Genomic DNA, 26129 nt, shown 5'->3' with positions numbered 1-26129 from the left:
TCGATAGGAGAGCTGCGCGCTCGTAGCTCTTCGGTTTCAAGTTGGCTTTCACGTGAATGGTGCTGCGCGCTCATTCCCAGTGGAGTCTTTCCAGATGCAATCCCTACGCGATTTGATTCGCGTCACCCGAAACAATGAACCGGTCACAGCCTGGAGGCGATGACTGGTCGATGATGCGATCCCCCCGTCGCTTCATCGGCCAGTCAACTCTTGAGCTGACGTTCGTGGATGGATCCACAATCGCGTGCCGGAAAACGCTGTGAGAACTGTCATGAATCAGGACGAACCAATCAAGCCCGATGAAGCCGACGTTGACGACCAAGTCAGCAACGTGGATGCGGATGCGCCGACCGATAGCGAGCCAGTCGAGACTGCGACGGAAGCAACAATACCGCCAGTTGAAGCTCAACCGAGCGTTCCACAAAGTGGTGGCGGAATGAAGTGGCTCATACGCACAGGCGTGCAAGCCGCAACTATCGTCACCGTCGCCGGCCTCGTGTTTTTCCTACTCGGTATCGCACAGCGAACGAAGTGGTTGACCGCTGACGGATTTTCGGGCAGCAAAGGCGAAGCCGTGGCGGAAGCTGGCGGTGGCGAAGACAAGCGATACATCTGTCCGATGATGTGTACGCCGCCATCAACGGAACCGGGTCGTTGCCCGGTTTGTGCGATGGAATTGGTCGAAGCGACCGGCGGCGGAGGCGGCGACGGTATCTCGGTCACGATTGAGGCCTCGGCCCGTCGACTCGTTGGCATTCAAACCGCCATGTCCACGATGGGTGAAGTCAATCGAACCATCCGCACCATCGGCTCGATCGACTTCGATGAAAGCCAACTGTCGACCATCAGTGCGTACATCGACGGCCGTTTGGAAAAGATGTACGCCAACTACGCCGGCGTGAAGGTTAACGAAGGCGACGATCTGGCGTTGATCTACAGCCCCCAGCTTTATACCGCCCAAACCGAGTTCATCATGAGCATGAACAGCGACGGAAAAATCGGACGCTTTCAAATCTCTGGCGGCGATCTGAACAAGATGGCACGCGAGAATTTGGCTGAGCTTGGCATGACGCAGGGTCAGATCGACCAGCTGGGGCAGTCCGGAAAACCAATGTCGCGAATCCGCATCAAGTCACCGCAGAGTGGAACGGTAATCGAGAAGTCGGCGGTCGAAGGCGACTATGTCAAAACAGGACACAAGCTCTATCGAGTCGCCGACCTGAGCAGTGTTTGGTTGATGCTTGACCTGTTTCCCGACGACGCATCGGCGGTTCGATTCGGCCAACAAGTTGAAGCGGAAATTCAGTCGATGCCGGGCGAAGTGTTTACCGGCCGCGTTGCGTTCATTGATCCTACGGTCAATGCAACGACTCGAACGGTTCGTGTACGTGTTGAGATCATGAATTTCGACGGCAAGCTGCGACCAGGCGACTACGCGACCGCTCGCGTCACCGTTCCCGCGATACCCATGGACCAAGTTTACGATCCGGCACTTGCGAACAAGTTCATCAGCCCGATGCACCCGCAAGTCATCCGCGACCAGCCGGGCAAGTGCCCGCTTTGCGATATGGATTTGGTGCCGACATCGCAGCTTGGATTCGCGGCGGAGCCGTTGCCGATGCAGCAGGTCGTCACCGTTCCTCGCGACGCCGTGCTGTTGGCCGGCGAGAACAGTGTGATCTATGTCGAAACTGAACCGGGACGTTTTGAGATTCGCCGAGTCACGGTTGGCCCGATGAATCGCAAAGAAGCCGTGATCGTCGAAGGGCTTTCGGCTGGCGAGACGGTCGCCACTGGAGGCAACTTCTTGATCGACTCACAGATGCAGCTTGCCGGTAACCCCTCATTGATGGACCCGACGAAGGCACCGAGCTATTCGCCAGGACCGCTTGAGCTTCCCAATTCCATTCCGGTCATGTTGGCGACCGACGCTGGCAAAGCGCTTGATCGCACCTACGACGCCTACTTCGAGATTCAATGTGCGATGGCGGCCGACCAAACGCCTCCGCCCGTCGCCTTGAACACTCTAATCGCAGGACTCCGCGAGCTGGAAATGTCGGCCGGCGTCCCCGACGATGCCCAACGTAAGTTCGCAATCGCCCGCCGTGCGGCGTCTCGCATGGATGGATCGTTGGAAACCGCTCGCGAAGCTTACCGCGGCGTCAGTCACGCGATGTTGAAAGCGGCGACGGTTGCTCGTGGCCCGAAGACGGCCGTGAAGCTAACGCATTACTACTGTCCGATGGTTCCCGGTGGAGGTGGCGACTGGATGCAGCCCGGCGGCGATTTGCAGAACCCGTACTGGGGTAGCGAGATGCTGACTTGCGGCGAAGTCGTTCGTGACATGGCGATGCCGGTTGGCGAAGTTCCCTCGATCGCTCGCACCGTGCAGTAAGGAAACGAACCATGTTAAATCTAATCATTCGCTTTTGCGTCAAAGAACCTTGGCTGGTCGTACTGCTGACGATCGGCTTGAGCGTTGCCGGCTGGGTAAGTTTCAAGTCGATCCCAATCGACGCGATTCCCAACATTGGCGAGAACCAAGTCATCGTGCTGACGCCTTGGCCGGGTCGCTCGCCGAAGGACATCGAAGACCAGGTCACCTATCCGCTCAGCGTTTCGTTACTGGCTGTGCCGGGTGCCGAATCGGTGCGTGGCAAGAGCATGTTCGGCTACAGCTTCGTGCAGGTCACGTTCAAGGACGAAATTGACTTCTATTGGGCACGCAGTCGAGTTTCTGAGCAACTCGGCAGTGCGGCGTCACAGTTGCCCGATGGCGTTGTGCCACAACTTGGGCCAGACGCGACGGGCCTAGGGCAGGTCTACTACTACACATTGCAGCCACCTAATGAAGGCATGGGTCTTGCGGAACTTCGCAGCATGCAAGACTTCGTCGTGAAGTATGAGTTGCAAGCCGTCGAGGGCGTTAGCGAGGTTGCTTCGATCGGCGGTTACGTTCGCCAGTATCAGATCGAAGTGGATCCCGACAAGCTGCGATTCCATAACGTGTCGCTGGACAAATTGGCGATGGCGATCAAGGGATCGAACGTTGACGTCGGAGCGAAAACCGTCGAAACGACTGGCATGGAGTTTATCGTCCGCAGTAAGGGCTTCCTCGGCTCGGGTGGTGACAAGGACAAGGCGGTCGAGGACATCGAGGACACCGTCATCATGCAGCGTGACGGCGTTCCCGTTCGCGTCCGTGACATTGCCGCTGTGCAGATTGGTCCTGACTTTCGCCGCGGTGCGTTGGATTACAACGGAGCCGAAGCCGTTGGCGGCGTAGTCGTAATGCGATACGGCGAGAACCCACGCGTCGTGATCGACCGAGTGAAAGAAAAGATCGCCGCGATTACGCCATCGCTGCAAGGCGTAACCATCCATGGCGTCTATGATCGCAGCGGACTGATTGACGAGACGATGGCGACGCTGACGCATGCGTTGCGTGACGAAATCATCATCACGGCGATCATCATCCTGTTGTTCTTACTGCACATTCGCAGCAGTTTTGTCGTCGCAATTTGTTTGCCTGCCGCCGTACTGATGTCGTTCATCGCGATGCGGGTAGTCGGCGTCGGTGCGAACATCATGTCGCTCGCCGGCATCGCGATCGCGATCGGCACGATGGTCGACATGGCAATCATCGTTTCGGAGAACATTTACCAACACCTTTCTGATTGGGAATCAGGAAGCGCAGAGGCGAGAATCAAGCAACCTCGTGCGGAAGTTGTCTACGAAGCAACGGTAGAAGTCGCACCAGCCGTCGTAACTGCCGTGGCGACAACCATCGTCAGCTTTCTGCCGGTCTTCTTTTTGACCGGTCGCGATTACAAGCTATTTTCGCCGCTGGCTTATACCAAGACATTTGCGATTGCTGCAGCAATGATCGCGGCCGTCACGATCGTGCCGGCTTTATGTCGATTGATGCTGCGAAGCAATGTACGTCGCAAATCAACCGCGTTGGTTTCTGCGTTGTCGCTCTCCGGATTGCTAGGTGCCGTATCACATTTCCTTTGGGGATCGCGACTGGCAGAACGCTTTGGCCTGGATACTTGGATTGTGACCGCAGTCGCAGCCATGATCGGCTTCATTGGCGGTTGGCAGTTGATGCGAGAACGAATTCGACCCATCGAAGAAATTCCGTCGAGCCGCTTCGTTCGCTGGATTTACGCGGCGCGACTGCGACATGCGCTCAATCACAAAGCATTCGCACTCTCTTTTCCGCTAGTGCTGCTGTTCATCGGTGTAGGAGCCTACATTGGAATGCCGACAGTGATGCGTCCGATCGAGAAGTTCGCGAACCTATTTGGTGCCGAGCTGAATGATTTCCCCGGCTACGTCGACGCCAAGCACGTCTTCACGGGTTTGCAAAGTGACGACTGGATCGCCTTGGACGAGGGAAGTTGGTTCTACATGCCGACGCTGTACCCGGCGGCGAGCTTCTCGCAAGCGATGCAGGTCTTACAAACCCAGGACGTGCTGATCGGCCAGATTCCCGAAGTCAAAGATGTGCTCGGCAAGATAGGCCGCGTGGAATCGGCGCTCGATCCCGCGCCCGCAGCGATGGTCGAAACGTATGTGATGCTGAAACCTGAAAGCCAGTGGCGAGAGGGCGTCACTGCACGCGATGTGTGGGATGAGATCAACCGCGTCGCGACGTTACCGGGCGTCACGCCGGCCTCGGCGCTGCAGCCGATCGAAGGTCGTGTCGTGATGTTGCAGTCCGGTATCAAGGCACCGATGGCCATCCGTGTTTACGGCGACAAGCTGGACACGCTCGCCGACGCCGCAATGGACGTCGCCGCCGAGTTAAAGAAGTCACCACTGATCAATGCCGGCACGGTCAATCCCGACATTGTGCTCGGCAAGCCCTACGTCGAGTTCACTGTCGATCGTGAGGCAGCGTCACGCTACGGAATGAGTTCGTCGATGGTGAACCAGGTCATCGAGACGGCACTCGGCGGAATGAATCTGATCAAGACGGTCGAAGGCCGAGAGCGTTATCCCGTGCGGCTTCGATACAACCGTGACCTTCGCGAACAGATCGACGGGCTGAAACGTTTGCCAGTCGTCACGCACTCAGGTGCTGTTGTGCCGCTGCAAGAACTCGCAAAGCTGGAAACGACCTGGGGGCCAGGTGCGATTAACAGTGAAAACGGGCGACTGGTCGCTCACGTTTCTTTCATGGCCAATGGTAGCAAAGGCGACTTGGAATCGGTCGCTGCGATCGAAGAACAACTCCGCAAAGCGCAATCTCTTCCACCATCGGATCCCAATCGCCTGTCATTGCCAGCTGGCTACTCCCTTGAAGCCGTTGGAAGTTTCCGAAACCAGATCGAGGCAAACCGGCGATTAATGTGGATCATTCCGCTGGTCATCTGCATCAATCTGATGTTGCTCTACATGGAGTTCCGCAACTTCTCGATTTCGTTGGCCGTGTTCTCCGGTATCCCGGTCGCATTTGCCGGCGGCATGATCGCCGTCGCAACGATGGGCGTGGAACTCAACACGGCGGTGTGGGTTGGCTTCATCGCCCTGTTCGGTCTGGCGGTCGACGATGGCGTCGTGATGGCGACCTACATCCATCAACTTCTCAAGAAACGCAAAATCGAATCGGTCGAAGACATTCGCAATGTGGTTTACGAAGCCGGCCTGAAACGTATTCGACCTTGCATGATGACGACCGTGACGACGCTTGCCGCGTTAATTCCGGTGTTGATCGCGACGGGCCGTGGGGCTGACGTTGCCCGAGCGATGGCGATTCCAGTGTTCGGAGGAATGCTAGCCGAACCATTCACTTCATTCATCGTGCCGACACTCTATTGCGGCTATCTGGAATTGAAAATGCGATTTGGATTTCAAGACGAGCTTTGGGAAGGAACCGAAGCGATGCCGGAGGAGGAACTCATGAAAGCGGCATAAATTTCTTCATTTGCCCGTGAAGGAACTCACGACTCGGGCATCCAATTAATCAACCTCACCAAGATCGACGGACCCAACGGATGGCGTCCTGACTTTCACAACGGAGTTCTCCCATGAAACGAACACTCATTGTCACTGCTTTCTCGCTCGCGATGTTCACATCGTCTGTGTTTGGGCAAACGATTCAATCGCAGCACGACCACGCTGGACACAACCACGCGATGCCCGGCATGACCCAGGCTCGAGAAGCAACTCAAGTGGGGCCGCATGGCGGCAGTCTGAAACAAACCGGCAACCTGCAAATCGAAACAATTGTTTCCCAAGGCGGGCTGCAAATGTTCGTCTACGATCGCACGGGCCAGCCAGTCTCGGTCGACCAGGGACGCGGTGCTGTCTCAGTGCGCGTTGAAGGCAACGCGAAACGCTATCGCTACGACTTGCTTCCCGACGGCAAAGGAGCGCTAACGGCTCCAGTGAATCTTTCGCAGCTTGCTGGTCGGCAAATCGACGTCGATATTCAGTTGGTCGGCATGAAGGCTTCGGGCGGAAATGTCGTCAGTTTCAACGAGGTCGCAACGGTTCCCGCCAGCGAGCAACAACTGGCCGCCGCCGCAATTGGCCGTCAAAAGATATGTCCCGTCAGCGGAAAGCCGCTCGGCAGTATGGGCGATCCCGTGGCAGTCGATGTGAACGGACAGAAACTCTACGTTTGTTGTGCCGGCTGTGTGAACGCGGTCAAGTCAGACCCGGCTAAATATGCTGCCGGTCGCCCGCAAATAACGGTCACCACAGCGACACAAGCCGACGCTGCTGCGATTGCCGCCCAAAAGGTCTGTCCCGTGATGGATGAGCCTCTCGGTGGCATGGGCACACCGATCAAGGTGATGGTTGGTGACAAGCCGATTTATCTGTGCTGCAAAGGTTGCATCAAAAAGATTCAAGCTGAACCAGCGAAGTACCTCGCCATGGTTTATGGGAACGGTCCGCAAAACAGTGGCCAGCCCGCTGTCACGACTGCGGCAAAGATTACTGTCTCAACATCAACGCAAGCCGACGCAGCGGCCATTGCGGCTCAAAAGGTTTGCCCAGTGATGGATGAGCCTCTCGGTGGCATGGGCACACCGATCAAGGTGATGGTTGGTGACAAGCCGATTTATCTGTGCTGCAAAGGTTGCATCAAAAAGATTCAAGCTGAACCAGCGAAGTACCTCGCCATGGTTTATGGGAACGGCGATCAAGCGTCCGTCCCCGCCGGAACCGAGCAAGTACGCGACGGCATTTTCAAAGTAGTTTCTGCCGATGTTCCATTTATCGCAGCCCAGAAGAAATGCCCCGTGATGGACGAACCGCTCGATGCGATGGGTGGACCGTACAAGGTCAACGCGGCCGGGAAAGCAATCTACATCTGTTGCCCTGGATGCGCGAAGAAGATCGCAGCCGAGCCGCACAAGTGGTTAGCTGTCCTGAAATCACAAGGAGTCGAAGCTCCAACAATTCGTTAATCAACTCGGGAGCGAGTTTGCAAATTGGCTCCTCGCTTCCCCTCTGACTCACGCGGGGGCGGTGTCGCGTCTGATTCACGCAAGTGATGACGTCACCACGCCGTCCCTGCCTTTTTTGTTTCAACTCACGACAAGGAAGTCGTCATGAAATCGCTATGGAAATCCTGCGCTACCGCTGCGTTCATCTGCACCCTCTCGCTGTCTGCCGGATGCCAATCGCTGCCCTGGGTTGGCAATCGAAAGGACGAACCGTCTATGACTGCTCAGCAATATGCCGAACAGGCCGCTGCCAACATTCAATACGACACGGCGGTCGACCTCGATACTGACTATCAACCGCCAGTAGCAACCTCGTTCTCCGCTGCTTCCACTTCAGCATCGCCCCGCCCTTCGTCGGGCGGCGGAAGCTGCTGCCACTAACGCTGGCGGATTCCCACTGTGAAAATTACATCTTCACGCTCGCTACGGTGGTTGCCGTACCGAGCGATGCGGCGAATAGCGATTGCGAATATCTGTCAATTTTATCAATCGCCCATTGACCAGATGCCGCGAACACCCATCCCCGATGGATACACGATCGACTCGTGTTCCTCCGATCGCCTTCGCTCGCACGCGCACGAACTGGAATATCAAATCCCAGAACGTGACTTTGAGATGCTAGATGCTGGGCATGCCCGGTGCTTCACAGCGTTCCAAGCCAATTCGCTCGCCGGATTCGCTTGGGTCGCCTTCGGAGACATTCCCGGCCAGATGAACCACGACGGCAAGCCCGAAACTGGTCTGCCAATCCAGCTCTCCGACGATGCCGCGTTCGTATTCCAAGTGCTGGTCTTGCCCGCCTACCGAGGCCGTCGCCTTTACGCAGCAATCATGAGCCAAATGGCCGATCAGTTGCAAACCGATGGAATCCAAACGCTGGTGCTAACCACCGAAGGCTCCAACCAACGAGCATTGAAAGCAGTCGACCGCATGGGTTTCCAAAACGTCGCCCAAGCATCACTTTTTCGGCTTGGCCCACTATGCCGAGCAAAGTACCCGACATTGCCAAACGAAATTGGATTCACAATCGGACGGTATGTCGGCGACGATACTGCGGCCCAATCAAGTTAATTGTGCCACCAATAGCGTTGTGTCATCGAAAGCCTTTCGGCCCTTGCGAAACGCTTCGATGGATGACTCAAACGATTCAACAAGTTCACGAGCATTGCAGCTCTGGACGGAATGCAACAAATGTTCAATTCGTTTGGTGCCGTATTGCTCATCACTTGGATCAAACGCTTCAGTCACTCCGTCGCTAACGATGACTAAGCGAGCCGAATCGCCTAGTGGAATTGTTTCTTCGTCATAGTGCGTATCGTCCTCGACGCCCAAGATCAGATCGCCCACGTTCAATCGCACAGGCGTGTCGCGTCCTATCTGCAAGAACGGAAACTCGTGGCCAGCATTGGCGTAGGTCAGTTGCCTGTTTTTAGGGTCAACGACCAGTAACGCCATGGTCGCAAAATGTCCCATCATTACATACTCGCAGTAACGTTGATTGACATCTGTCAATATTTCAGCGGGGCTGGACGACTTCTTTGCTGCTTCCGACACGAACGCCTTCAACAACGTCGCCGCCATCGCGGCTGGAACGCCATGTCCCGAAACATCAGCGACGCAAAGTAGATAACGTCCATCGGACAATGGAATGACGTCGTAGTAGTCACCGCCAACATCGTCGGCCGGCTCAAACAACTCGGCGACGTCGATTCCAACCAGTCCATTCACTGTCGGGCGTAGGTTCTGTTGAATCTGGCGTGCCTTTTCCATGTGAACACGGTGGTCACGCTGAGCGTGATCCAACGCCTCAGTCATTGCATTGATCTGATCGGCAAGGTAACTCAGTTCTCGACAGCTTCGCGTGCGTGCCATCACGCTCAAGTCCCCAGACGCAACACTTTGTAACGCCGAAACGAAGCCTTGGATCGGTTTGGCAATCAATTGCCGCAGCACCGCGCTGACCACGAAGGCTGCAATCGCTCCCAGCAACAAGACGGCAAACATCTGGATCAGCAATGAGCGGCGTGTTGCGCCCACAACGGCTGAACGTTTCTCGGAAATGTAGACAGTACCCGCCGGTCCGGTGAAAGCGCCGACAACGTGCGCGCCGGAGGCTCTCGATTCGGTGCCTATTGAATCAGCTGCCGAACGCATGGCAGAGAGCATTTCGTCGGAAGCATGCCCATGCGAGATCGCTTGGTAAGGCAGCCCTCGCCAATCCGCAGCAATATGGTGACCGGGCGAATCGTCGGTGTTCATTCGAGCACAAACGTTGTCAACCAAATTTTGAATCGCGACATCTCCGTGGGCTTCGGCGACCAACAGTGATTCGTACATCGTTTTTGCTTCTTCGGTCAACGCGATCTGCTTCTCGTTCAAATGTCGATCCATCCGCAGGCGGTAGTCAACGACAAGAAACAAAACGACAAACCCAAAGAGAATCGCATTGACGAGGACAAGCAGTTGCCGGCTGATCGGCAACTGATGCCATCGGTGTTTGAATGTGTCCATATTAGCACCCTGAAAATAGAGAAGCCGGGCGAGTTTTCAGGCTCGCCCGGCTGATGTGGGATCGAACGAAATCAGAAGCGATTAGCTGCGGTAAGCGGGTTCGACTTCTGTGGAACTTGACGACCCTTTGCCGCAGCAGGCATCGCCAACGCTGCAACAGTACGCTCGCTTTGCGCAACAGGTCGGTTGACCGGCCGCGCTGACGACGTCGCTGGTTGTCGCATTCGTTTCAGCGTTCTTTCCGCAGCATCGTGCGTTCACCGAGCAGCAATAGGCACGCTTGGCACAGCAGGTGGGTTGGGAAGTTGCGTTCGCCACTTTGTCAGTGGTCGCTTTCGCTTCAGCCTGTTTGTCACAGCACGGTGCATGAACCGTGCAGCAGTAAGCGTGCTTTGAACAACACGTCGGCCGAGCCGATGCGGCGGTGTCAACATTGCCAGCGGGGACGAAGGAAACGGCGAACAGAACAGCAGAGAATACAGTCGCTAACATTTTAGAAACTCCAGGATTGATGGCGCAGCCGACATGGACATGCACCGATTGGGAAACAGAAACATCTTCGTTTTTTGAATTGGGTCCGGCTTCGCAGGTCGAAGCAGAGCCAACCGCTAAATCTGAAGACGAACGTGCCAATCAATCAGAGAGTTGAGACAGACAAAAGAATCCGGCCGACCAAGAGCGACCGATTCGGTCTTCCAACTGATCCGCGAGAAGTCGCTGCGTTCCAAGCCGCGAGGCGACGGATCGTCGCCAGAAGTTCGCGGCGGCAACCAGACTTTCGTCTCACATGAAGCCATTGCAGGGCATTCGTGCAAAGGATCACTGTCACAGCAGCCGTGCCCGACCGGCTGCGATTGGCAGCAAGCATGAGGGCAAGGCTTCGCGTCGTGTGATCCTGCCCGAGCGGCCGGCGAGGACGCCAACAGCACCGCGATTACTGCAAAAGCAGCAAACAATCGAGCGGCAGGGTTGGTGTGACGACGGTTCATGGCGGACAGTTCCAAGAGCTTTCAAAGGACTCCCACTGAGGGAATCTCTTCTTTGATGCTCTTTGGATGCACGGCCCCGACGTTTCTTCACGACTTCGATAAAGATTTCAGGATTCTTTTCGGGGTTCGCTTCTGGTGCAAACAGCAAGCGCGTTCAGGTCGTGAAGCCACTCGGATTGCTGATCGACAAAGGCGGATTTTAGCTGGTCCGATAAGTCGTCAGAGTCGCCGATCGACCGCGAAATCTCGATCGCCAACCGTGGGTCGGGAACGTCATGCGTCGAGTGACAGATCACGAAATGCCGTTTGGTCTCCTCCAGCATCTGCATGCTAGCGTGCCAAAGCCGATCGACAGCCTCGGCACTGGCGGCGGGCCTGGCAGTATCGACCTGCTGCGCCGCTCGCATCATTGAAGAAACCTCCAAACAGAATCGCAGCATTCGGCTCATCGCATAACGCGGTTCGCTAAATCGAAAGTAATGCAGGACAGGATAGAAATGATGCGACTCCAACAAGTCCGCTATGTTCGACGACATCGTGTATAGGTCTTGGTTGACCAACGAAGGATCGCTCTCGGTCAGATACGCTCGCAAATAGCTAAGGCTGTCGCCCGTTCGTCCGGTGCGATACTCAATTTCGTTGGCAAACTGGTTGCGTCGGGCGAGTGTTGAATAGACCGAAATGACATAAGCCAACACGAGCGTAAAGAAGCTGAACCCCAAGCCGGCAGCGGTGATTGTCAAGAACTGCATCGCTGGCGTTCGCGGCACCAAGTCGCCCACACCCAATGTGGTGATCGTGAAGCCAGCGTAGTACACCGCGCTCGCAAAACCAGTATCCGTCGGTGTCGATCCGGTAGCCGTAATGCCCGTGCCGAGTTGAGGCCACACGACCAGGCTGATGCCAATCAACAGCAACGTCGCCCAACACAACACTTGCGTCACGATCAACGCCGGTCCGCAGTAAACCAAAACTCGCGGATGAGCGAACATTCGCGTTCGGACTAAAAAGTGAAAGCCACGATTGATGCCTTTCGTGATCGGGCCAACCGTCGCACGAGGATGCAGAACTGCCATGAAGGTTTCCCAGACGCCAAGGCAAGTCATCAGAAACCCGCCAGCAGTCAAGAACCAGTTCATCACGTTAATTTTTCACTCGCCGTACTTACGAAAGACCGTCATCAGCTCTTCGATCTTCTCGTCACGTTCCTTGGCACTGCCACTCTTGATCGCCTCGCTGACGCACGTGCGGATGTGCTGCTCCAAGACAATTTGGCCGACTTTATTGAGTGCTCCCGTCGCGGCGGACAACTGCATCAGGATATCGACGCAGTATTCCTCATCCTCGATCATACGACCAACCGCTTCGACTTGCCCGATGACTCGTCGAAGTCGGTTGTTGAGCTTCTTTTTCTCGTCGTCTGAGAGCATTCGTGGAGACTTTTGGATAGGTTGGCTTTGCAAGAATTCCGATTTTAGCGTGATAGGTCGATAGTCGTTAGATGGGTATTGATTGGCTCCTTTAGAAGCGAAAGCCTGCTTTGCCACAGATTAGGCGAGTTTAGCGGCACGCAATCTCAACGCATTCGCGATCACGGACACGCTGCTGAAACTCATCGCTGCCGCTGCAATCATGGGGCTGAGCAACACGCCGAAGATCGGATACAGCAACCCAGCAGCGACCGGGATTCCCAATGCATTGTAAATGAATGCGAAGAACAGATTCTGACGAATGTTGCTCATCGTTTTGCGGCTCAAGTTCGCCGCCGCAGCCACACCGCGCAGATCGCCACCGACGAGCGTGACGCCAGCGGACTCAATCGCAACGCCTGTCCCGGTGCCCATGGCGATGCCAACGTTCGCTTCGGCGAGTGCCGGAGCGTCGTTGATCCCATCGCCACACATCGCAACTGTCTTGCCTTGCTTCTTCAGCTCACGAACGAAGTCATGCTTTTCCTCGGGCGAAACACCAGCATGAAACTCGTCGATGCCCAGCTTTGTCGCCACGGCTTTCGCAGTCGGCTCGGCATCACCGGTCAACATCACGACTTTCAATCCCAGGTCATGCAATGTCATTAGCGCTGCCGGCGTGCTCTCCTTGATTGGGTCAGTGATCGCGAGAATTGCTGCCAGCTTATTGTCGATCGCCACGAACACAACCGTCGCACCTTCTGCCTGATGCGATCCCGCTTTGTCTCGCCCCGCATCGACGCCCTCGATGCCTTGTTCATCCAACAAGTCAGCTTTGCCAATCAACACATCATGATCATCGACGCGAGCGCGAACGCCACCACCGGTGATACTGTTAAATTCACTTGCCTCCACAAGCTGCAGTTCGTCCGCCTTCGCTCGGCGAACGACCGCCTGTGCCAACGGATGCTCGCTCTGCGCTTCGACCGCCGCAGCCAACGTCAACAAATCGTTCTCATTCCAGTCACCAAACGTCTCGACGCCCGTCACTTCCGGTCGTCCCTGGGTCAGTGTGCCGGTCTTGTCGACGACGATCGTGTCAACCTTCTCCATGACTTCTAGGACTTCCGCGTTCTTAATCAATACGCCTTCCTTGGCACCGCGGCCAACGCCCACCATCACCGACATGGGTGTTGCCAGCCCCAACGCACACGGGCAAGCAATGATCAACACGGCAACGGCCGCTACGAACGCATGAGCCAGTTGCGGCTCCGGACCAAACACCGCCCAGCCGATGAACGCCGCAATCGAACAAACGATCACCGCCGGCACAAAGTAACGAGCCACCACATCGACCAGTTTCTGAATCGGAGCACGACTCCGCTGTGCGTCCGCGACCATCTGCACGATGCGGTTCAGAACCGTGTCGCCGCCAACACCGACGGCTTCCATGACGAGCGCACCGGTCTGGTTCAATGTCCCGCCCGTGATTTCGTCACCTTCCACTTTCTTCACCGGCATCGGCTCGCCCGTCAACATCGACTCGTCGACGCTGCTCGAACCGCTGAGAACATTCCCATCGACCGGAACTTTCTCACCAGGACGAACTCGCAGCCGATCGCCCTTGTGGACCGAATCGAGCGAGACGTCTTCTTCGCCATCGTCTGTGATTCGGTGTGCCGTATCGGGGGCAAGCTTCATGAGTTCGCGAATCGCTCCGCCCGTCTGCTGTCGTGCTCGCAGTTCCAACACTTGCCCAAGCAGCACCAAGGTGATGATCACTGCCGCGGCTTCAAAGTAGAGAGGTGGAACACCGTTCTCGAAGAACGCCTCTGGGATCACACCGGGAAGCAACACGACGACCAAACTGAACAGATAGGCCGCTAACGTTCCCACCGCGATCAACGAGAACATATTCAAGTTCATCGTGCGAAACGACTTGGCTCCGCGAACCAACAATGGCCATCCGCACCAAAACACGACCGGCGTCGCCAGGGCCAACTGCAACCAACCAAACACCATCTGGCTCATCCAATCAGCTACCCGCAATCCCACCATCGGCCCCATCGCGATGATGAGCAATGGCACTGACAACGCAACGCCCACCCAAAAGCGACGTTTCATGTCGGAATACTGTTTGTCCTCACCCTCATCAGTCAACGCGACGACCTTCGGCTCTAAGTCCATCCCGCAAATGGGGCAATCGCCAGGCCCAACCTGCTCGATTTCAGGGTGCATCGGGCATGTGTAAATAGCATCCGGGTCTGCCAGGGGATCGCTCGCCTTGGTCGACGATCCACCATATTTTCCGCTGCAACAGCAAGATGATTCCTTCATCGCAGTGGGTTTCTTCGCTGCATCTTTCTCTGCTCTCGATGCCAACGTGCCAGCGGGATCGGCCTCAAATTTCGTTTGACAAACTGCACTGCAAAAGAAATAGGACTTCCCTTCGTGCTCGCTACGACGCGAATTGCCTGGATCAACGGTCATTCCGCAGACCGGATCAATGGCAGAGATGGAAGTAGTGTTCATCGTTCATTCCTTCATGGTCAGTTTGTCAGCCTACAGTATACCCCATAGAGGTATGCAAGTTGCATTCCAAATTCCTAAAGGGGGCCTCGACGACAATGTCACAGGAGGCTCGCGGGTCAAAAGGCAAATTGACGAATGGTGGAAACAGCGACGCTGGTAGTCAGTGTCGGCGCGGGCTGAAGAAACGCTTCCACTGCTGAAGGGCTGCGGGGCAATGATTGATGCCACGATCATTATGATCGAGAATGCCCACAAATATATTGAGCACGAATTCTGCCGGCGATCTAACAAACGGAAAAGACCAACGACGCAACTAACGTGCCGAAGCGTTCAGGCATTGTACTCGGTCTCAAAATTACTGAGGTACTTGAACGCCATCTGTGGAACAGCCGACCGCTCGTTCGATCTGAGCTAGCGTGCTGGCGAGAACGGCTCGCGTGCGCGCTACCTGAATCTCGTGAGAAAGTAGTTCACGGTAGAGATCAATCACATCGGAGTACTCCGTCTTGTCACCTACGTACTCGACGAATGCAATTTGGAGCGCCTTTTCGGTTCTCGGGATGACTCGTTCGGTGAAGAGATCAAGCTGTTCGTTTGCGGCTTGTGCCGCCGCAACTTGTCGCCGAAGAAGTCCGCGTAGTCGATCCCGCTCGGCCTCACGACGGTTAATCGAGCTATTGCGCTGATGAATCGTTTCATTGATTCCACCGTTGATCTTGTCACGCCAGATCGGCAACGTAACAGCGACAGAGAAACTGATTGCATCGTGTCCATCAGCAACCGGGCTAATGACGCTGCTGTCATTACTAACAATCGAATAGCCGACACCCAACTGGAAGTCTGGATAATTTTGCAGATATGCCAATCGTTGTTTGGCGGCGTCGCGTTGAATTTCAGCAGCGAGTCCCTGGAGCTTAGGATTGCACTGCTCAGCCTGAGCGACTAGTAAATGCAGGTCAGGCATTACTTGACTGACATCCAACTCAGTCATCGCGGTCGGCGTGAGATCGACGGGCTGTCGCACGAGAACTCCGAGATCAGCCCGCGACTGGTCCTTCGATCGCCGCAATGCGATGAGTCGATCTTCCAGTCGGTCTTGCTCCAACTGAGCTCGGATAACATCCTGCTGGCTGCCACCTGTTTTGTAACGAGCTTCGGCCACGTCAATCAGATCATCGACTAGTTCCCGGTTCTCGTCCACAATTTGAATCATGCGACCTGCCAACCACAGCTCGTAGTAGGCGACGCGAACGGATTCGACGACATCTCGTTCGGCCCTGGCTACCTCGGCACGAGCAACTTGCACGTCCCTCGCGGCGACCGCTCCACGAGCGTCCAGTTTTTCCGGCCAAGGAATATTCTGGCTGAGTGCGAGTTGATGGCCGATACGGCCCGCCGCAGTCTGCACGGCCTGATCGTGGATGGGATGGAACGTGTTTCCGAATACTGGATCAGCCAAAGCCGTAGCTTGAGGGATGCGATTTTGCAGTGCAGCAACGCGTTGTCGAGCGGCCATGATCTCTGGATGCAAGGCCAGCGCCTTCTCGATCAAGCTTTGTAAATCGGTGGGCGTATCAATGCGGACTGCGTCTACCAACTCTGGCTTTACTTGCTCCAACAATTCGGAAGTCACGTCAGTGCTCTCCAACGCTTGTGCCGATTCATCCTCCTCTTCAGAAGAGTTCTTATCATCGATGTCGTCGGAAACAGACGGATTGGAGCTATCGTCCTCATTCTTCGACTCCCGCGATGCGAACTCGTCCCGAGCTTCCAACGATGGTCGAATGTCAGTTTTGGCAACGCGACCATTCCGAGGCGTGCTACAACCCGTCAAACAGCAAGCCAAAAGCAATGTTACTGCGAGTGTTGTAATGTATCTGCACCCATCCATTAGCCAACTCCATTTGGCGACTTGCTACTTCCGTACTGGCCTTCCACGACACTCGACACAATCCGATCGATGCTCCCACAAGTCAACAGCCGTCGTCAAAATCCCTGACACGCAACTGCGGATACTCTTTCCCTGAAGCGGACTCAGCATGGCTAACGACAATCACCAAGAATCAACTCGGCTAGGAAATAATTGTGATGATAGAATGCGGCGGCTTTGCGGAAAGCGGTATGCACTTCTCGCGTTGCGGAAGTTAATACTCAAAGCCTTCCTCGTCGCTAAATCGGCGTCTCGTTCCAAGAAGTGAAAAAAGTTCTTGCCACCACGCGACCGAGGGTGCTAGATGCTGAAAACAATGGCCCACCGAATCCTACATCGCCTTCTGGCAATTGCTTCAGCGTTTATCGTCCTCACGGTAGCCTCGTCGCATTTGCTTTGCGGCGATCACGATGCTCATGCGGATGAGTGGCAGACCGCTTCATTCACACACGGGCATGCAATCTGCGAATGTGAATCTTGTCCATGTGCAGATCGTGAAGCAACTCTCGCGGTTCAGTACCAGTCCATCGACGGGGTCGAATTCCAGCCCGTCGCGTTTGCCACCGTCTGGCATTGCGAGCAACCATTGCCAAATTCCATCCGATCCATTCGATCGCTGATGCCACCAGATTACGCGACGTCTCATTCTTGGCGCGTCCAAAGAACAACTGTCATTCTTATCTGATTCAGTCAAAGACATCGCTCTCATGCTTGGGACCTGCGTGTCCCGGTTATTGACTACACTCGATTGTGAATCAGCTAATGAAACCGTATCCGATATTAGGGTTGCTGGCGTCTGGATTGTTTGCGTTGACCCTCGTCAATTCGACTCAGGCCCAGGATCTTTCATCCAACAACAGACTTTTACTTACTGAGAACTCATCAGACGCGATTGCATGTTTCGCACAGGTGAGGAAGCGAGTGCTGACACACAACGCCCGGCTAAAAAGTCAGTCGGCTACGCTTCGTTCGCTACGCGCCCAAACTCAGCAGGCCGCTTTGCTGCCCAATCCTGTTATCACATTTGAGGCTGAGAACTTTGGCGGAGGCCGAACAGAAAACGATTTGGAATACACCGGTGGTGTGTCTCAACGCATCGAAACGGGAGGAAAGCGGCAGGCACGTACTTCGTTCGCAGAAGCCAATGCCGACGCTTTTGAGCTTCAACGAGGCATAGCCACTGCTGAGCTTCTCGCAAACGCTCGCGTGGCTTACGCGGAAGTGGTTGCCGCAAAAAGTCGAGTGAACCTTTCTAAAAAGGAGGTCGCAATTCGCAGAGAAGCTCGTCAACTCATTGAACGCAAATCTTCGCACGGCGGAGCGTTGAGGCTTGAGGTTGAGAAAGCGGAAGTTTCCCTGCAAACCGCTGTAGTTGTTCGAGACCAACGCTTACAGGAGTTTCAGGTTGCCAAACGCGTTCTTGCGTCGTTATGGGGCAGCAATCGACCACACCTGGAAATTGCGGCTCAGGAACTAAGGCTTGATGATCCAGAGGCGGAGCTTTTACGCACGGATGCGCGAGAGATTCCACAGATTGCCTTTGCAAAGGCCAACCGCTATGCAGCAGAACAATTCGCCGACATGCAGCGTGCATTGGCTGTACCCGACGTCACTGTTTCAGCTAGATACCGACGATTCGACGCCACTGATGACCATGCTTTTGTTTCAGAGGTCTCGGTTCCTTTACCTCTCTTTGACCGAAATCAATTCGCATCAGTTGGAGCTGAAGAGCAATTGAAGGCAAGTGAGTTTGATGTTGCGAACACCCAATCCACAGTCAATGCAGAGCTTGAATCTCGTCGAGATCGCCTGCGTTTTTTCCTTCGGGAGCGCAACGTTCTTCAGAAAAACGTCCTTCCACAAACAGAGAGAGTTCTTAAGTCGGCAACCGAAGCCTATCAGCTCGGTCGAATTAGCTATCTCGACTATATCGATGCACAGACTACCTATCTCGGACGTCGTGAGCGTCTTATCGCTGTGACGCTTTCGGCGATACGCAACCAAGTGGATATCCAACGACTCAACGGCACACTTATGGAACGAATTACTCAACTAGATCAGGGGAAGTGTAATGCTCAATAGAATTACGATTATCACGCAGAAGCTTGCGTTCTTGCTCTGCTGTGCCGTGGCCTTTGGAGGAAACGTCGTGGCCGAAGCAGGTTCTGATCACGCGACCGAAAACGAACGCAGCGATGAAGAAACTGAATTTCTTGAGTTTTTGTGGGACAAGGCGAAAGGTGAAGGAATCGAATTCGTCGGCGTCGGGCCAGCGGTGATTGGAGTGAGGCAAAGTTTTTACGGCGAGACAGTAATCAACGGCAATACCCTCGTCCACGTCGTCCCTCGCTTCTCCGGCACGATTAAAGGAGTGTCCAAGATGCTGGGTGACACTGTACGAGCCGGCGATGTGTTGGCAACGGTACAGAGCAACGAAAGCCTCAGCAACTACCAAGTCAAGGCTGAGATTGACGGCGTGATTATTGATCAAGATGCGACCAAGGGTGAATTCGTTTCCACCGATAAAGTGCTTTTCAAGTTGGCGAATCTCGAAACAACCTGGGCCAACATCTCCGTTCCGCCCATGATGCTGAAGTCAGTTAAGATGGGAACACCTGCGACCGCCATCTCTCAATCAACGGATGCGCGACTTGAAACCCAAATCACCTACGTTCGCCCGACACTGTCGGAATCTACGAGGTCGGGCCATGCGCGTTTAGAGTTGCCGAACAAGAACCTTGAATGGCCAGCGGGCATGTTCGTTATGGTCGAGGTCGTTTTGTCAGAGAAGAACGTGCCACTAGCGATTCCCGATACTTCAGTGCTGCTTATCGAAAACAAGCCATCGGTATTTGTCCAGAGCGAAGCGCCAGATGGTGACCAAGGATTCGAGGTTCGACACCTCAAGCTTGGTCGTTCTGACGGACGATGGGTTGAAGTCATTGACGGACTGAAGGCGGACGAAGTTGTCGCCGCAGGGAATACGTTTTTACTCAAGGCGGAGATGGGAAAATCTTCTGCTGAACATAGCCACTAAGAGGCACTGTGCTAACAGCAATCATTCGATTTTCAATCAAGCATCGCATTCTCGTCGTGCTTGCATCTGTCTTTGTTGCAGCTCTTGGAGCCTACAACTTCACACAGCTTCCCATTGATGCTGTCCCTGATATCACCAACGTTCAGGTGCAAATCAATACTTCGGTTCCGGCACTGTCGCCAATCGAGATCGAAAAGCGAGTCACTTTCCCTATCGAAGTTTCGATGAGCGGACTGCCTCATTTGGAAGAGCTCCGCTCCATTTCCAGATACGGGTTGTCGCAGGTCACTGTCGTCTTTGACGACGACACGAACCTGTATCTCGCTCGCCAATTGGTCAGTGAACGTTTGCAGACGGCAAAAGACTCGCTACCAAGAGGGCTGGCAGAACCATCAATGAGTCCCATCAGTACCGGACTCGGCGAAATTTACATGTGGGCGGTTGAAGCGGAACCCGACGCAAGAAAACCAGACGGAACAGCCTATTCCCCCACTGACCTGAGAACCATTCAGGACTGGATCATCCGACCGCAACTGTTGACCGTATCCGGTGTAGCCGAAGTCAACTCCATCGGTGGTTTTTCCAAGCAATACCACGTCACGCCGCACCCGGCACGCTTGCTGTCCCTTGGCTTGACGTTGCAGGACGTAGCGGACGCTTTGGAACGGAATAACGCATTTGCAGGCGGGGGATACATTGAACATCGTGGTGAGCAATACATCGTCAAGATGAGCGGGCTTGTATCGACGCTCGAACAGATCGGCAAGATTCCTGTCGTAACGAGAGACGGCACTCCGATCTTAATAAGAGATGTCGCTGGAGTGGAATTCGGGAAGGAACTGCGAACAGGAGCCGCGACGCTTAACGGAGAAGAATCGGTCGTCGGTACGGCCATGATGCTGGTGGGTGAGAATAGCCGAACAGTTGCGAAGGCTGTTGATCAAGCTATGCAGCAAGTCAACCGAACGCTACCTCCTGGCGTTCATGCAAAAACGGTCTACAACCGGACGCGGCTAGTCGATGCGACAATCGAGACGATCCAAAACAATTTGATGGAAGGTGCAATTCTCGTCATTGCTGTGCTGTTCGCGATTCTTGGCAATTTCAAAGTCGCGTTGTTCGTCGCATTGTCGATTCCGTTGTCGATGCTGTTTGCAGTCACTGGCATGGTTAGCAACAAGATAAGCGGAAACCTGCTGAGTCTGGGAGCCATTGACTTCGGAATCATCATCGACGGCTCCGTCGTCATGGCGGAAAACATCATCCGCCGTTTTTCTGAGAAGCAACAGTCGCTTGGTCGAATACTGAATCGTTCGGAACGCTTGAAGGAGACATTTGAAGCAGCTCGCGAAGTCGCCCCGCCCGTACTTTCCGGTGTTGGGATCATCATGATCGTCTATCTCCCGATTCTCACGCTGACCGGCATCGAAGGAAAGATGTTCGTGCCAATGGCGAAAGTTGTCCTTCTCGCACTTCTTGGTTCACTTTTCCTTTCCTTCACGTTCATTCCCGCAATGGCTGCGCTATTCCTGACGGGCAAAGTCAACGAGGGCGATGGGAGAATCATGTCGTTCTCGAAACATTGGTATCGGCGTGCGTTGCTCGCGTCACTCCGATTCAAAAAGGCATTCATTGGAGTCGCGGTTGCCATGCTATTGCTTTCGGGATGGATCGCTGCGGGGCTAGGAAGTGAGTTTGTGCCATCGCTAGACGAACAGGATTTTGCGATTCAATCGCTACGAATTCCCGCCACATCCCTTAGTCAGTCGATCGAAATGCAGAAGCGTATCGAAAAGCGACTTCTGGAGTTCCCGGAGGTAGAAACCGTTTTTGCTCGCATCGGAACTGCGGAGGTCGCTACCGATCCGATGCCACCGAACATAGCCGATGGCTATGTCATCGTGAAACAGAAGAGTCAGTGGCCCGATCCGAGCAAATCGAAGGCTGAATTGATTGCCGAGGTCGAAGAAGCCATCGAGAAGATTCCGGGAAACGCCTACGAGATTTCGCAACCCATCGAGTTGCGGTTCAACGAATTGATTTCTGGCGTCCGAAGCGATGTTGCTTTCAAAATCTTCGGCGATGATATGGATGTCATGCTTGCCAAGGCCAACGAAGTCAGCGGCCTGCTGAACAAGATCGAAGGAGCGAGCGATGTTAAAGTGGAACAAGTCAGCGGACTACCGACGCTACGGATTGACTTCAAACGTGAAAAACTGGCCCGTTTCGGACTAGATATTGCCGACGTGCAGGAGATCGTGTCGATGGCCATTGGCGGCCGGACGGTTGGCCAAGTTTTTGAGGGCGATAAACGATTCGACATCGTGCTGAGATTGCCCGAGTCGTTACGCGAAGACTTGCGTATGATCGAACAATTGCCCATCCCGCTTCCGGGCGACGCCAACTCTACATCCGAAGACGATGTCCACAATCCGGCGTATGAAGCCCGCGTTGTGGCCCTCAATCAGTTAGCAGATGTTTCGATCGTTGAGGGGCAAAATCAGGTCAGTCGGGAGAATGCTAAACGTCGAATTGTGGTACAGGCCAACGTGCGGGGGCGTGACATGGGTTCGTTTGTTGCCGAGGCATCGGATGTGATTGAACAAAAGGTCGAATTTCCATCCGGTTATTGGTACCGCTGGGGCGGTCAATTTGAAAATCTGGAGAGAGCGACAAATCGCTTAATGATCGTGGTCCCGGTTTCGTTACTGCTGATATTCATTATTCTGTTTTCCACATTCGGTTCCGTGCGAGACGCCTTGCTGATCTTCTCAGGTGTGCCGTTTGCTTTGACAGGCGGCGTTGCGTTTCTGGCATTGCGAGGAATTCCGTTTTCGATTTCCGCTGGCGTGGGATTCATCGCACTTTCTGGTGTAGCCGTACTTAATGGAGTTGTGATGGTCAGCTTTATTCGGCAGTTGCTTGCAGATGGGAAGGAAACTGCCGAAGCGGTTGTCGAGGGAGCGGTAACGCGACTGCGGCCTGTACTGATGACCGCTGTCACTGACGCTATTGGTTTCATACCAATGGCGCTTGCGACGGGTACGGGAGCCGAAGTTCAGCGACCCTTGGCAACAGTCGTGATTGGAGGGATTATCTCGGCAACAATTCTCACACTTCTGTTGCTGCCAACGCTCTACGCCACCTTCCATCATCAGGAATCGGAATCACTGAACTAATTGCCCGGCAAAGAGCGGCGTCCGAAGAACCGACTGACTCGACTGCAATACTCCCGATAGTCGGCCCCGTGAAGTTCTTCCAGCCATGTTTCCTCGGCAAAGGGCGTTAGAACAAACGCAATGATTCCACCGACGCACAAAGGCATTGCCCATAACGATGAGGAGAGAATCGCCCACCCGACGATGATTGCAATGTCACCAAGGTATTGTGGGTTGCGACCGTATTGATAGAGTCCATCGGTTACCAGCGGTCCCTTGCTGCCCGAAGTTGTTTTCATGCTTATCTGACTAACACCAACCCATGCGAGGACGTTTCCTCCAACGATTAGTGCTAAGCCGATCGGCCAACGTACGATGGCAGGCCAACCAAGACTATTCCAATCGAGTAGGCCTACGGCAATGAAGCCGCCAAACGAGAGAAGCGTAAGTAGCCAAGCAAAATAGTACTGCCAAGTTTGCTGTCCTCGCGGCGGCCACAAACGTCTTGACGGTCGCATGATCGAGTATGCGAGCATCGCGATTACTAGAAGCAGCAATGCACCGGTAAGGTAGGCGATAGCTAATCTCAATGTAACAATCCTCCTCTTAGGATGGCTGTTTGTAAGCAAGTAGACGCAGGGCGTTGAAGACGACAATCAAGGTGCTGCCTTCGTGCAAGGCGACGGCAGCACCGATGTTCAGGCCGAGGATCGTGGCGGGGACGAGGAAGGCGACCATGCCGAGACTCATCCAGAGGTTTTGACGGATGATTGATTTCGTCGATCGGCTCAGTCCGATGGCCAGCGGCAAGTGGTCGAGGTTGTCGGCCATCAGGGCGACGTCGGCGGTTTCGAGGGCTACGTCGCTACCGGCGGCTCCCATCGCGATACCGACCGAGGCAGATGCCATCGCCGGGGCGTCGTTGACGCCGTCGCCGACCATTGCGACGCCGCCTTCACTTTGTAGTTTTTTGATTTCGTTGACTTTGTCGTCGGGCATTAAGTCGCCTCTTGCTTCATCGAGGCCGACTTCTTTTGCGACCGCGTCGGCGACTTTTTGGTTGTCGCCTGAGATCATGATCATTCGCTTGATGCCGAGTTTGCGAAGCCGCGAGATCGTTCGCTTGGAAGCTTCGCGGGGTGTATCCATCAAACCGATGACGCCGAGGTAACGATCCCCGCGTCGGACGATCATGGTTGTGCGTCCGTTCTCTTCGAGCGATTCGACAATCTCGCGAACGCTTTCTGGTAGTGGCGGCCCGTCGACTTCGGCGAACAAATCGTCTTTGCCAATATGGACGATGTCTCCTTCGACCGTCGCTTGAATGCCGCGTCCGGTGATACTCTGCAAATCTGTTGCGTCGGGAATCGCTCCCCCACTCCCAGACTCCCCCTCTCCCAATCTTTTCTTCCCGTCACGAACGACTGCTTTGGCGAGCGGATGTTTGCTGAGGTCTTCCACCGCAATGGCGTTTCGTAATATTTCGGCCTCATCGACACCGTCAGCAGTGCGAACGTCGGTGACCTTCGGCTCTCCCTCGGTAAGCGTTCCGGTTTTGTCAAACGCGATCGCGTCGAGACTGCCGAGGCTTTCGAGTGGTCCGCCACCTTTGACGAGGATGCCGCCGCGTGCCGCTCGGGCGACTCCGCTAAGCACCGCACTGGGTGTTGCGATTGCCAACGCACATGGGCTGGCGGCGACCAAAACCGCCATGGCTCGGTAAAACGATTCGCTGAAGGTTTCGTCGATGACGAGCGGTGCGAACACCAACAGTATGACACCGGCAATGACTGACGGCACAAAGTATCGCTCGAACTTCTTGGTGAACTTCTGCGTCGGCGACACCCGCGTTTCAGCTTCGCTGACCATTGCGACGACGCGAGCCAGCGTGTTTTCGGATGCGAGCTTGGTGACTTGGATTTCGAGCGAACCCGATTGATTGATCGTTCCGGCGAATGCACGATGCTCCGGCGGAAGCGACTCGGGATCGGATGCCGCAGCGGCGACATCATCGACGGGGCGTTTGTCGACGGGCACGCTTTCGCCGGTGATCGGGGCTTGGTTGACGCTGGACTCGCCCGCGATCACGAATCCGTCTGCCGGGACTCGCTCGTCGGGTTTGATGATGACGATGTCGCCAACGACCAGCTCTTCGACGGGGATTTCTGATTCGTTGCCATCGCGTCGAACCCGTGCGGTTTTCGGAGCCAGTTCGGACAAGGCTTCAATGGCACGTTTGGCTCGCCCCATCGCGTAGCCTTCCAACGCATGACCGATACTGAAAAGGAACAACAGCAATGCGCCTTCGGCCCAAGCTCCCAACGACGCGGCACCGGCAGCGGCCACGATCATCAGAAAGTCGATCTCGAACTTGCTCGCCCGAATCTTCTCGATCGCTTCGGTGACGGTGTAGTAGCCGCCGAAGAAGTAGGCGGCGATGAAGCAACCGAGCGGAATCCAATCATTCAGTTCAGCAAAGGTCTCGATGAGCCAACCGACCAGTAGAAACGCACCGCACAGGATCGCGAAGATCAACTCCGACTTCGGGCCAAAGATGCCGCCGTGCTCGTGATCATGACCGGAGTGGTCGTGATTGTCTTTATGACCCTCGTCGTGCCGATGGTCCTCATCACCGCCGTGGTCTTGAGGAGTTGAGGATGACCATTCAGCGAGAGCTGTTTCGATTGCCGAAGCGTCAGTTTCTTGACGATCGAATTCGACTCGAACGGCACCGTCCGGAGAGACAACCGATTCCATGATGCCGTCGATGCGAGCCAGACGCGACTCGATAGCGGACGCCCGACGTGCGTGCATCGGCCCAACTCGCTTATGCCAATGCCCATAACGCTGATCAAGTTCTGCGCCAGCACGCCGTGCCAATTCGCGAACCTCGCCCGTCGAAGTCACGCTTGAGTCGAAGTGAACGCAGATTTGGCCTGGGCTTTCGTCACTCGGTTTGAGCGAGTGTGCCGCGTCTATTCCTGCTTTGCTTTGCAACAACTCCGCCAGCCGCCTGATGCACGAATCGTCCGCATTATTTACCGTAGGCAAAACCAGTTTGAGTTCAATTTTTTCTTTTTTCATTCGCATATCGCTCTGA

At 54.9% G+C, this 26129-nt stretch carries 18 protein-coding genes; 8 read left to right on the top strand and 10 right to left on the bottom strand.

Translation table 11 applies throughout. From position 1 onward, the window contains the following. The first annotated feature begins 271 nt into the window (after positions 1-271). The 5 genes from Poly59_RS10910 (at position 272) to Poly59_RS10890 (ending at position 8534) form a co-directional block, all read left to right on the top strand. The gene (locus tag Poly59_RS10910; RefSeq protein WP_146534069.1) at positions 272-2395 is read left to right on the top strand and encodes an efflux RND transporter periplasmic adaptor subunit; all 2124 of its coding nucleotides are present in this window, start codon (positions 272-274) and stop codon (positions 2393-2395) included. 11 nt (positions 2396-2406) lie between these two features. Beyond that, positions 2407-5922: an efflux RND transporter permease subunit gene (locus tag Poly59_RS10905; RefSeq protein WP_145171112.1), complete on the top strand. Its 3516-nt coding sequence runs from the start codon at positions 2407-2409 to the stop codon at positions 5920-5922. Between the two features lie 113 nt (positions 5923-6035). After that, the gene (locus Poly59_RS30115; protein WP_246151548.1) at positions 6036-7424 is read left to right on the top strand and encodes a hypothetical protein; all 1389 of its coding nucleotides are present in this window, start codon (positions 6036-6038) and stop codon (positions 7422-7424) included. Positions 7425-7568: 144 nt separating this feature from the next. Next, on the top strand, positions 7569-7844 hold the full coding sequence (locus Poly59_RS29925) for a hypothetical protein (RefSeq protein ID WP_146534068.1): 276 nt from the start codon (positions 7569-7571) through the stop codon (positions 7842-7844). 18 nt (positions 7845-7862) lie between these two features. After that, positions 7863-8534, top strand: a complete 672-nt coding sequence (locus Poly59_RS10890; RefSeq protein ID WP_044257156.1) for a GNAT family N-acetyltransferase — start codon at positions 7863-7865, stop codon at positions 8532-8534. On the opposite strand, the gene Poly59_RS10885 is transcribed toward Poly59_RS10890, so the two are convergent. The 8 genes from Poly59_RS10885 to Poly59_RS29380 all read right to left on the bottom strand — a co-directional run bounded on the left by Poly59_RS10885 (position 8526) and on the right by Poly59_RS29380 (position 17480). Then, complete coding sequence (locus Poly59_RS10885) at positions 8526-9974, bottom strand: PP2C family protein-serine/threonine phosphatase (protein WP_146534067.1); 1449 nt, start codon at positions 9972-9974, stop codon at positions 8526-8528. The two genes, Poly59_RS10890 and Poly59_RS10885, sit on opposite strands and share 9 nt — an antisense overlap. A gap of 81 nt (positions 9975-10055) precedes the next feature. Beyond that, entirely contained in the window at positions 10056-10466 is a 411-nt protein-coding gene (locus tag Poly59_RS29385; protein WP_186776166.1) for a hypothetical protein, read from the bottom strand. A gap of 116 nt (positions 10467-10582) precedes the next feature. Then, the gene (locus Poly59_RS10880; RefSeq protein WP_246151547.1) at positions 10583-10963 is read right to left on the bottom strand and encodes a hypothetical protein; all 381 of its coding nucleotides are present in this window, start codon (positions 10961-10963) and stop codon (positions 10583-10585) included. Positions 10964-11070: 107 nt separating this feature from the next. After that, entirely contained in the window at positions 11071-12102 is a 1032-nt protein-coding gene (locus Poly59_RS10875) for a potassium channel family protein (RefSeq protein WP_246151546.1), read from the bottom strand. Between the two features lie 12 nt (positions 12103-12114). Continuing rightward, positions 12115-12393 carry a metal-sensitive transcriptional regulator gene (locus Poly59_RS10870; protein WP_009104476.1) on the bottom strand — a complete coding sequence of 93 codons (279 nt, stop codon included), beginning with the start codon at positions 12391-12393 and terminating at the stop codon, positions 12115-12117. Between the two features lie 120 nt (positions 12394-12513). Beyond that, entirely contained in the window at positions 12514-14904 is a 2391-nt protein-coding gene (locus Poly59_RS10865; protein ID WP_146534066.1) for a heavy metal translocating P-type ATPase, read from the bottom strand. A 355-nt stretch (positions 14905-15259) separates the two neighbouring features. Further along, positions 15260-16537: a TolC family protein gene (locus tag Poly59_RS10860; RefSeq protein ID WP_246151545.1), complete on the bottom strand. Its 1278-nt coding sequence runs from the start codon at positions 16535-16537 to the stop codon at positions 15260-15262. Between the two features lie 736 nt (positions 16538-17273). After that, complete coding sequence (locus Poly59_RS29380) at positions 17274-17480, bottom strand: hypothetical protein (RefSeq protein WP_186776165.1); 207 nt, start codon at positions 17478-17480, stop codon at positions 17274-17276. 116 nt (positions 17481-17596) lie between these two features. Here Poly59_RS29380 and Poly59_RS10855 point away from each other — a divergent pair, with 116 nt between their 5' ends. Genes Poly59_RS10855 through Poly59_RS10845 form a run of 3 tightly spaced genes read left to right on the top strand, consistent with a single transcriptional unit; the run spans position 17597 to position 23050 of the window. Further along, positions 17597-18916: a TolC family protein gene (locus Poly59_RS10855; RefSeq protein ID WP_146534064.1), complete on the top strand. Its 1320-nt coding sequence runs from the start codon at positions 17597-17599 to the stop codon at positions 18914-18916. After that, a complete protein-coding gene (locus Poly59_RS10850; RefSeq protein ID WP_146534063.1) occupies positions 18906-19871 on the top strand; it encodes an efflux RND transporter periplasmic adaptor subunit in 966 nt (321 codons plus the stop codon). The genes Poly59_RS10855 and Poly59_RS10850 overlap by 11 nt, the downstream gene beginning before the upstream one ends. Before the next feature lie 8 nt (positions 19872-19879). After that, entirely contained in the window at positions 19880-23050 is a 3171-nt protein-coding gene (locus Poly59_RS10845; protein WP_146534062.1) for an efflux RND transporter permease subunit, read from the top strand. Here the strand turns inward: Poly59_RS10845 and Poly59_RS10840 are convergent. Both Poly59_RS10840 and Poly59_RS10835 read right to left on the bottom strand, forming a co-directional pair. Further along, positions 23047-23619 carry a methyltransferase family protein gene (locus Poly59_RS10840; protein WP_246151543.1) on the bottom strand — a complete coding sequence of 191 codons (573 nt, stop codon included), beginning with the start codon at positions 23617-23619 and terminating at the stop codon, positions 23047-23049. The two genes, Poly59_RS10845 and Poly59_RS10840, sit on opposite strands and share 4 nt — an antisense overlap. Before the next feature lie 16 nt (positions 23620-23635). Further along, on the bottom strand, positions 23636-26113 hold the full coding sequence (locus Poly59_RS10835; protein WP_146534060.1) for a heavy metal translocating P-type ATPase: 2478 nt from the start codon (positions 26111-26113) through the stop codon (positions 23636-23638). Positions 26114-26129 lie beyond the last annotated feature (16 nt).

This window comes from Rubripirellula reticaptiva, from assembly GCF_007860175.1.
Lineage (GTDB): Bacteria > Planctomycetota > Planctomycetia > Pirellulales > Pirellulaceae > Rubripirellula > Rubripirellula reticaptiva.
The sequence above is the reverse complement of the archived record's forward strand: the minus strand, read 5'-3'. Positions and strand labels throughout refer to the sequence as shown.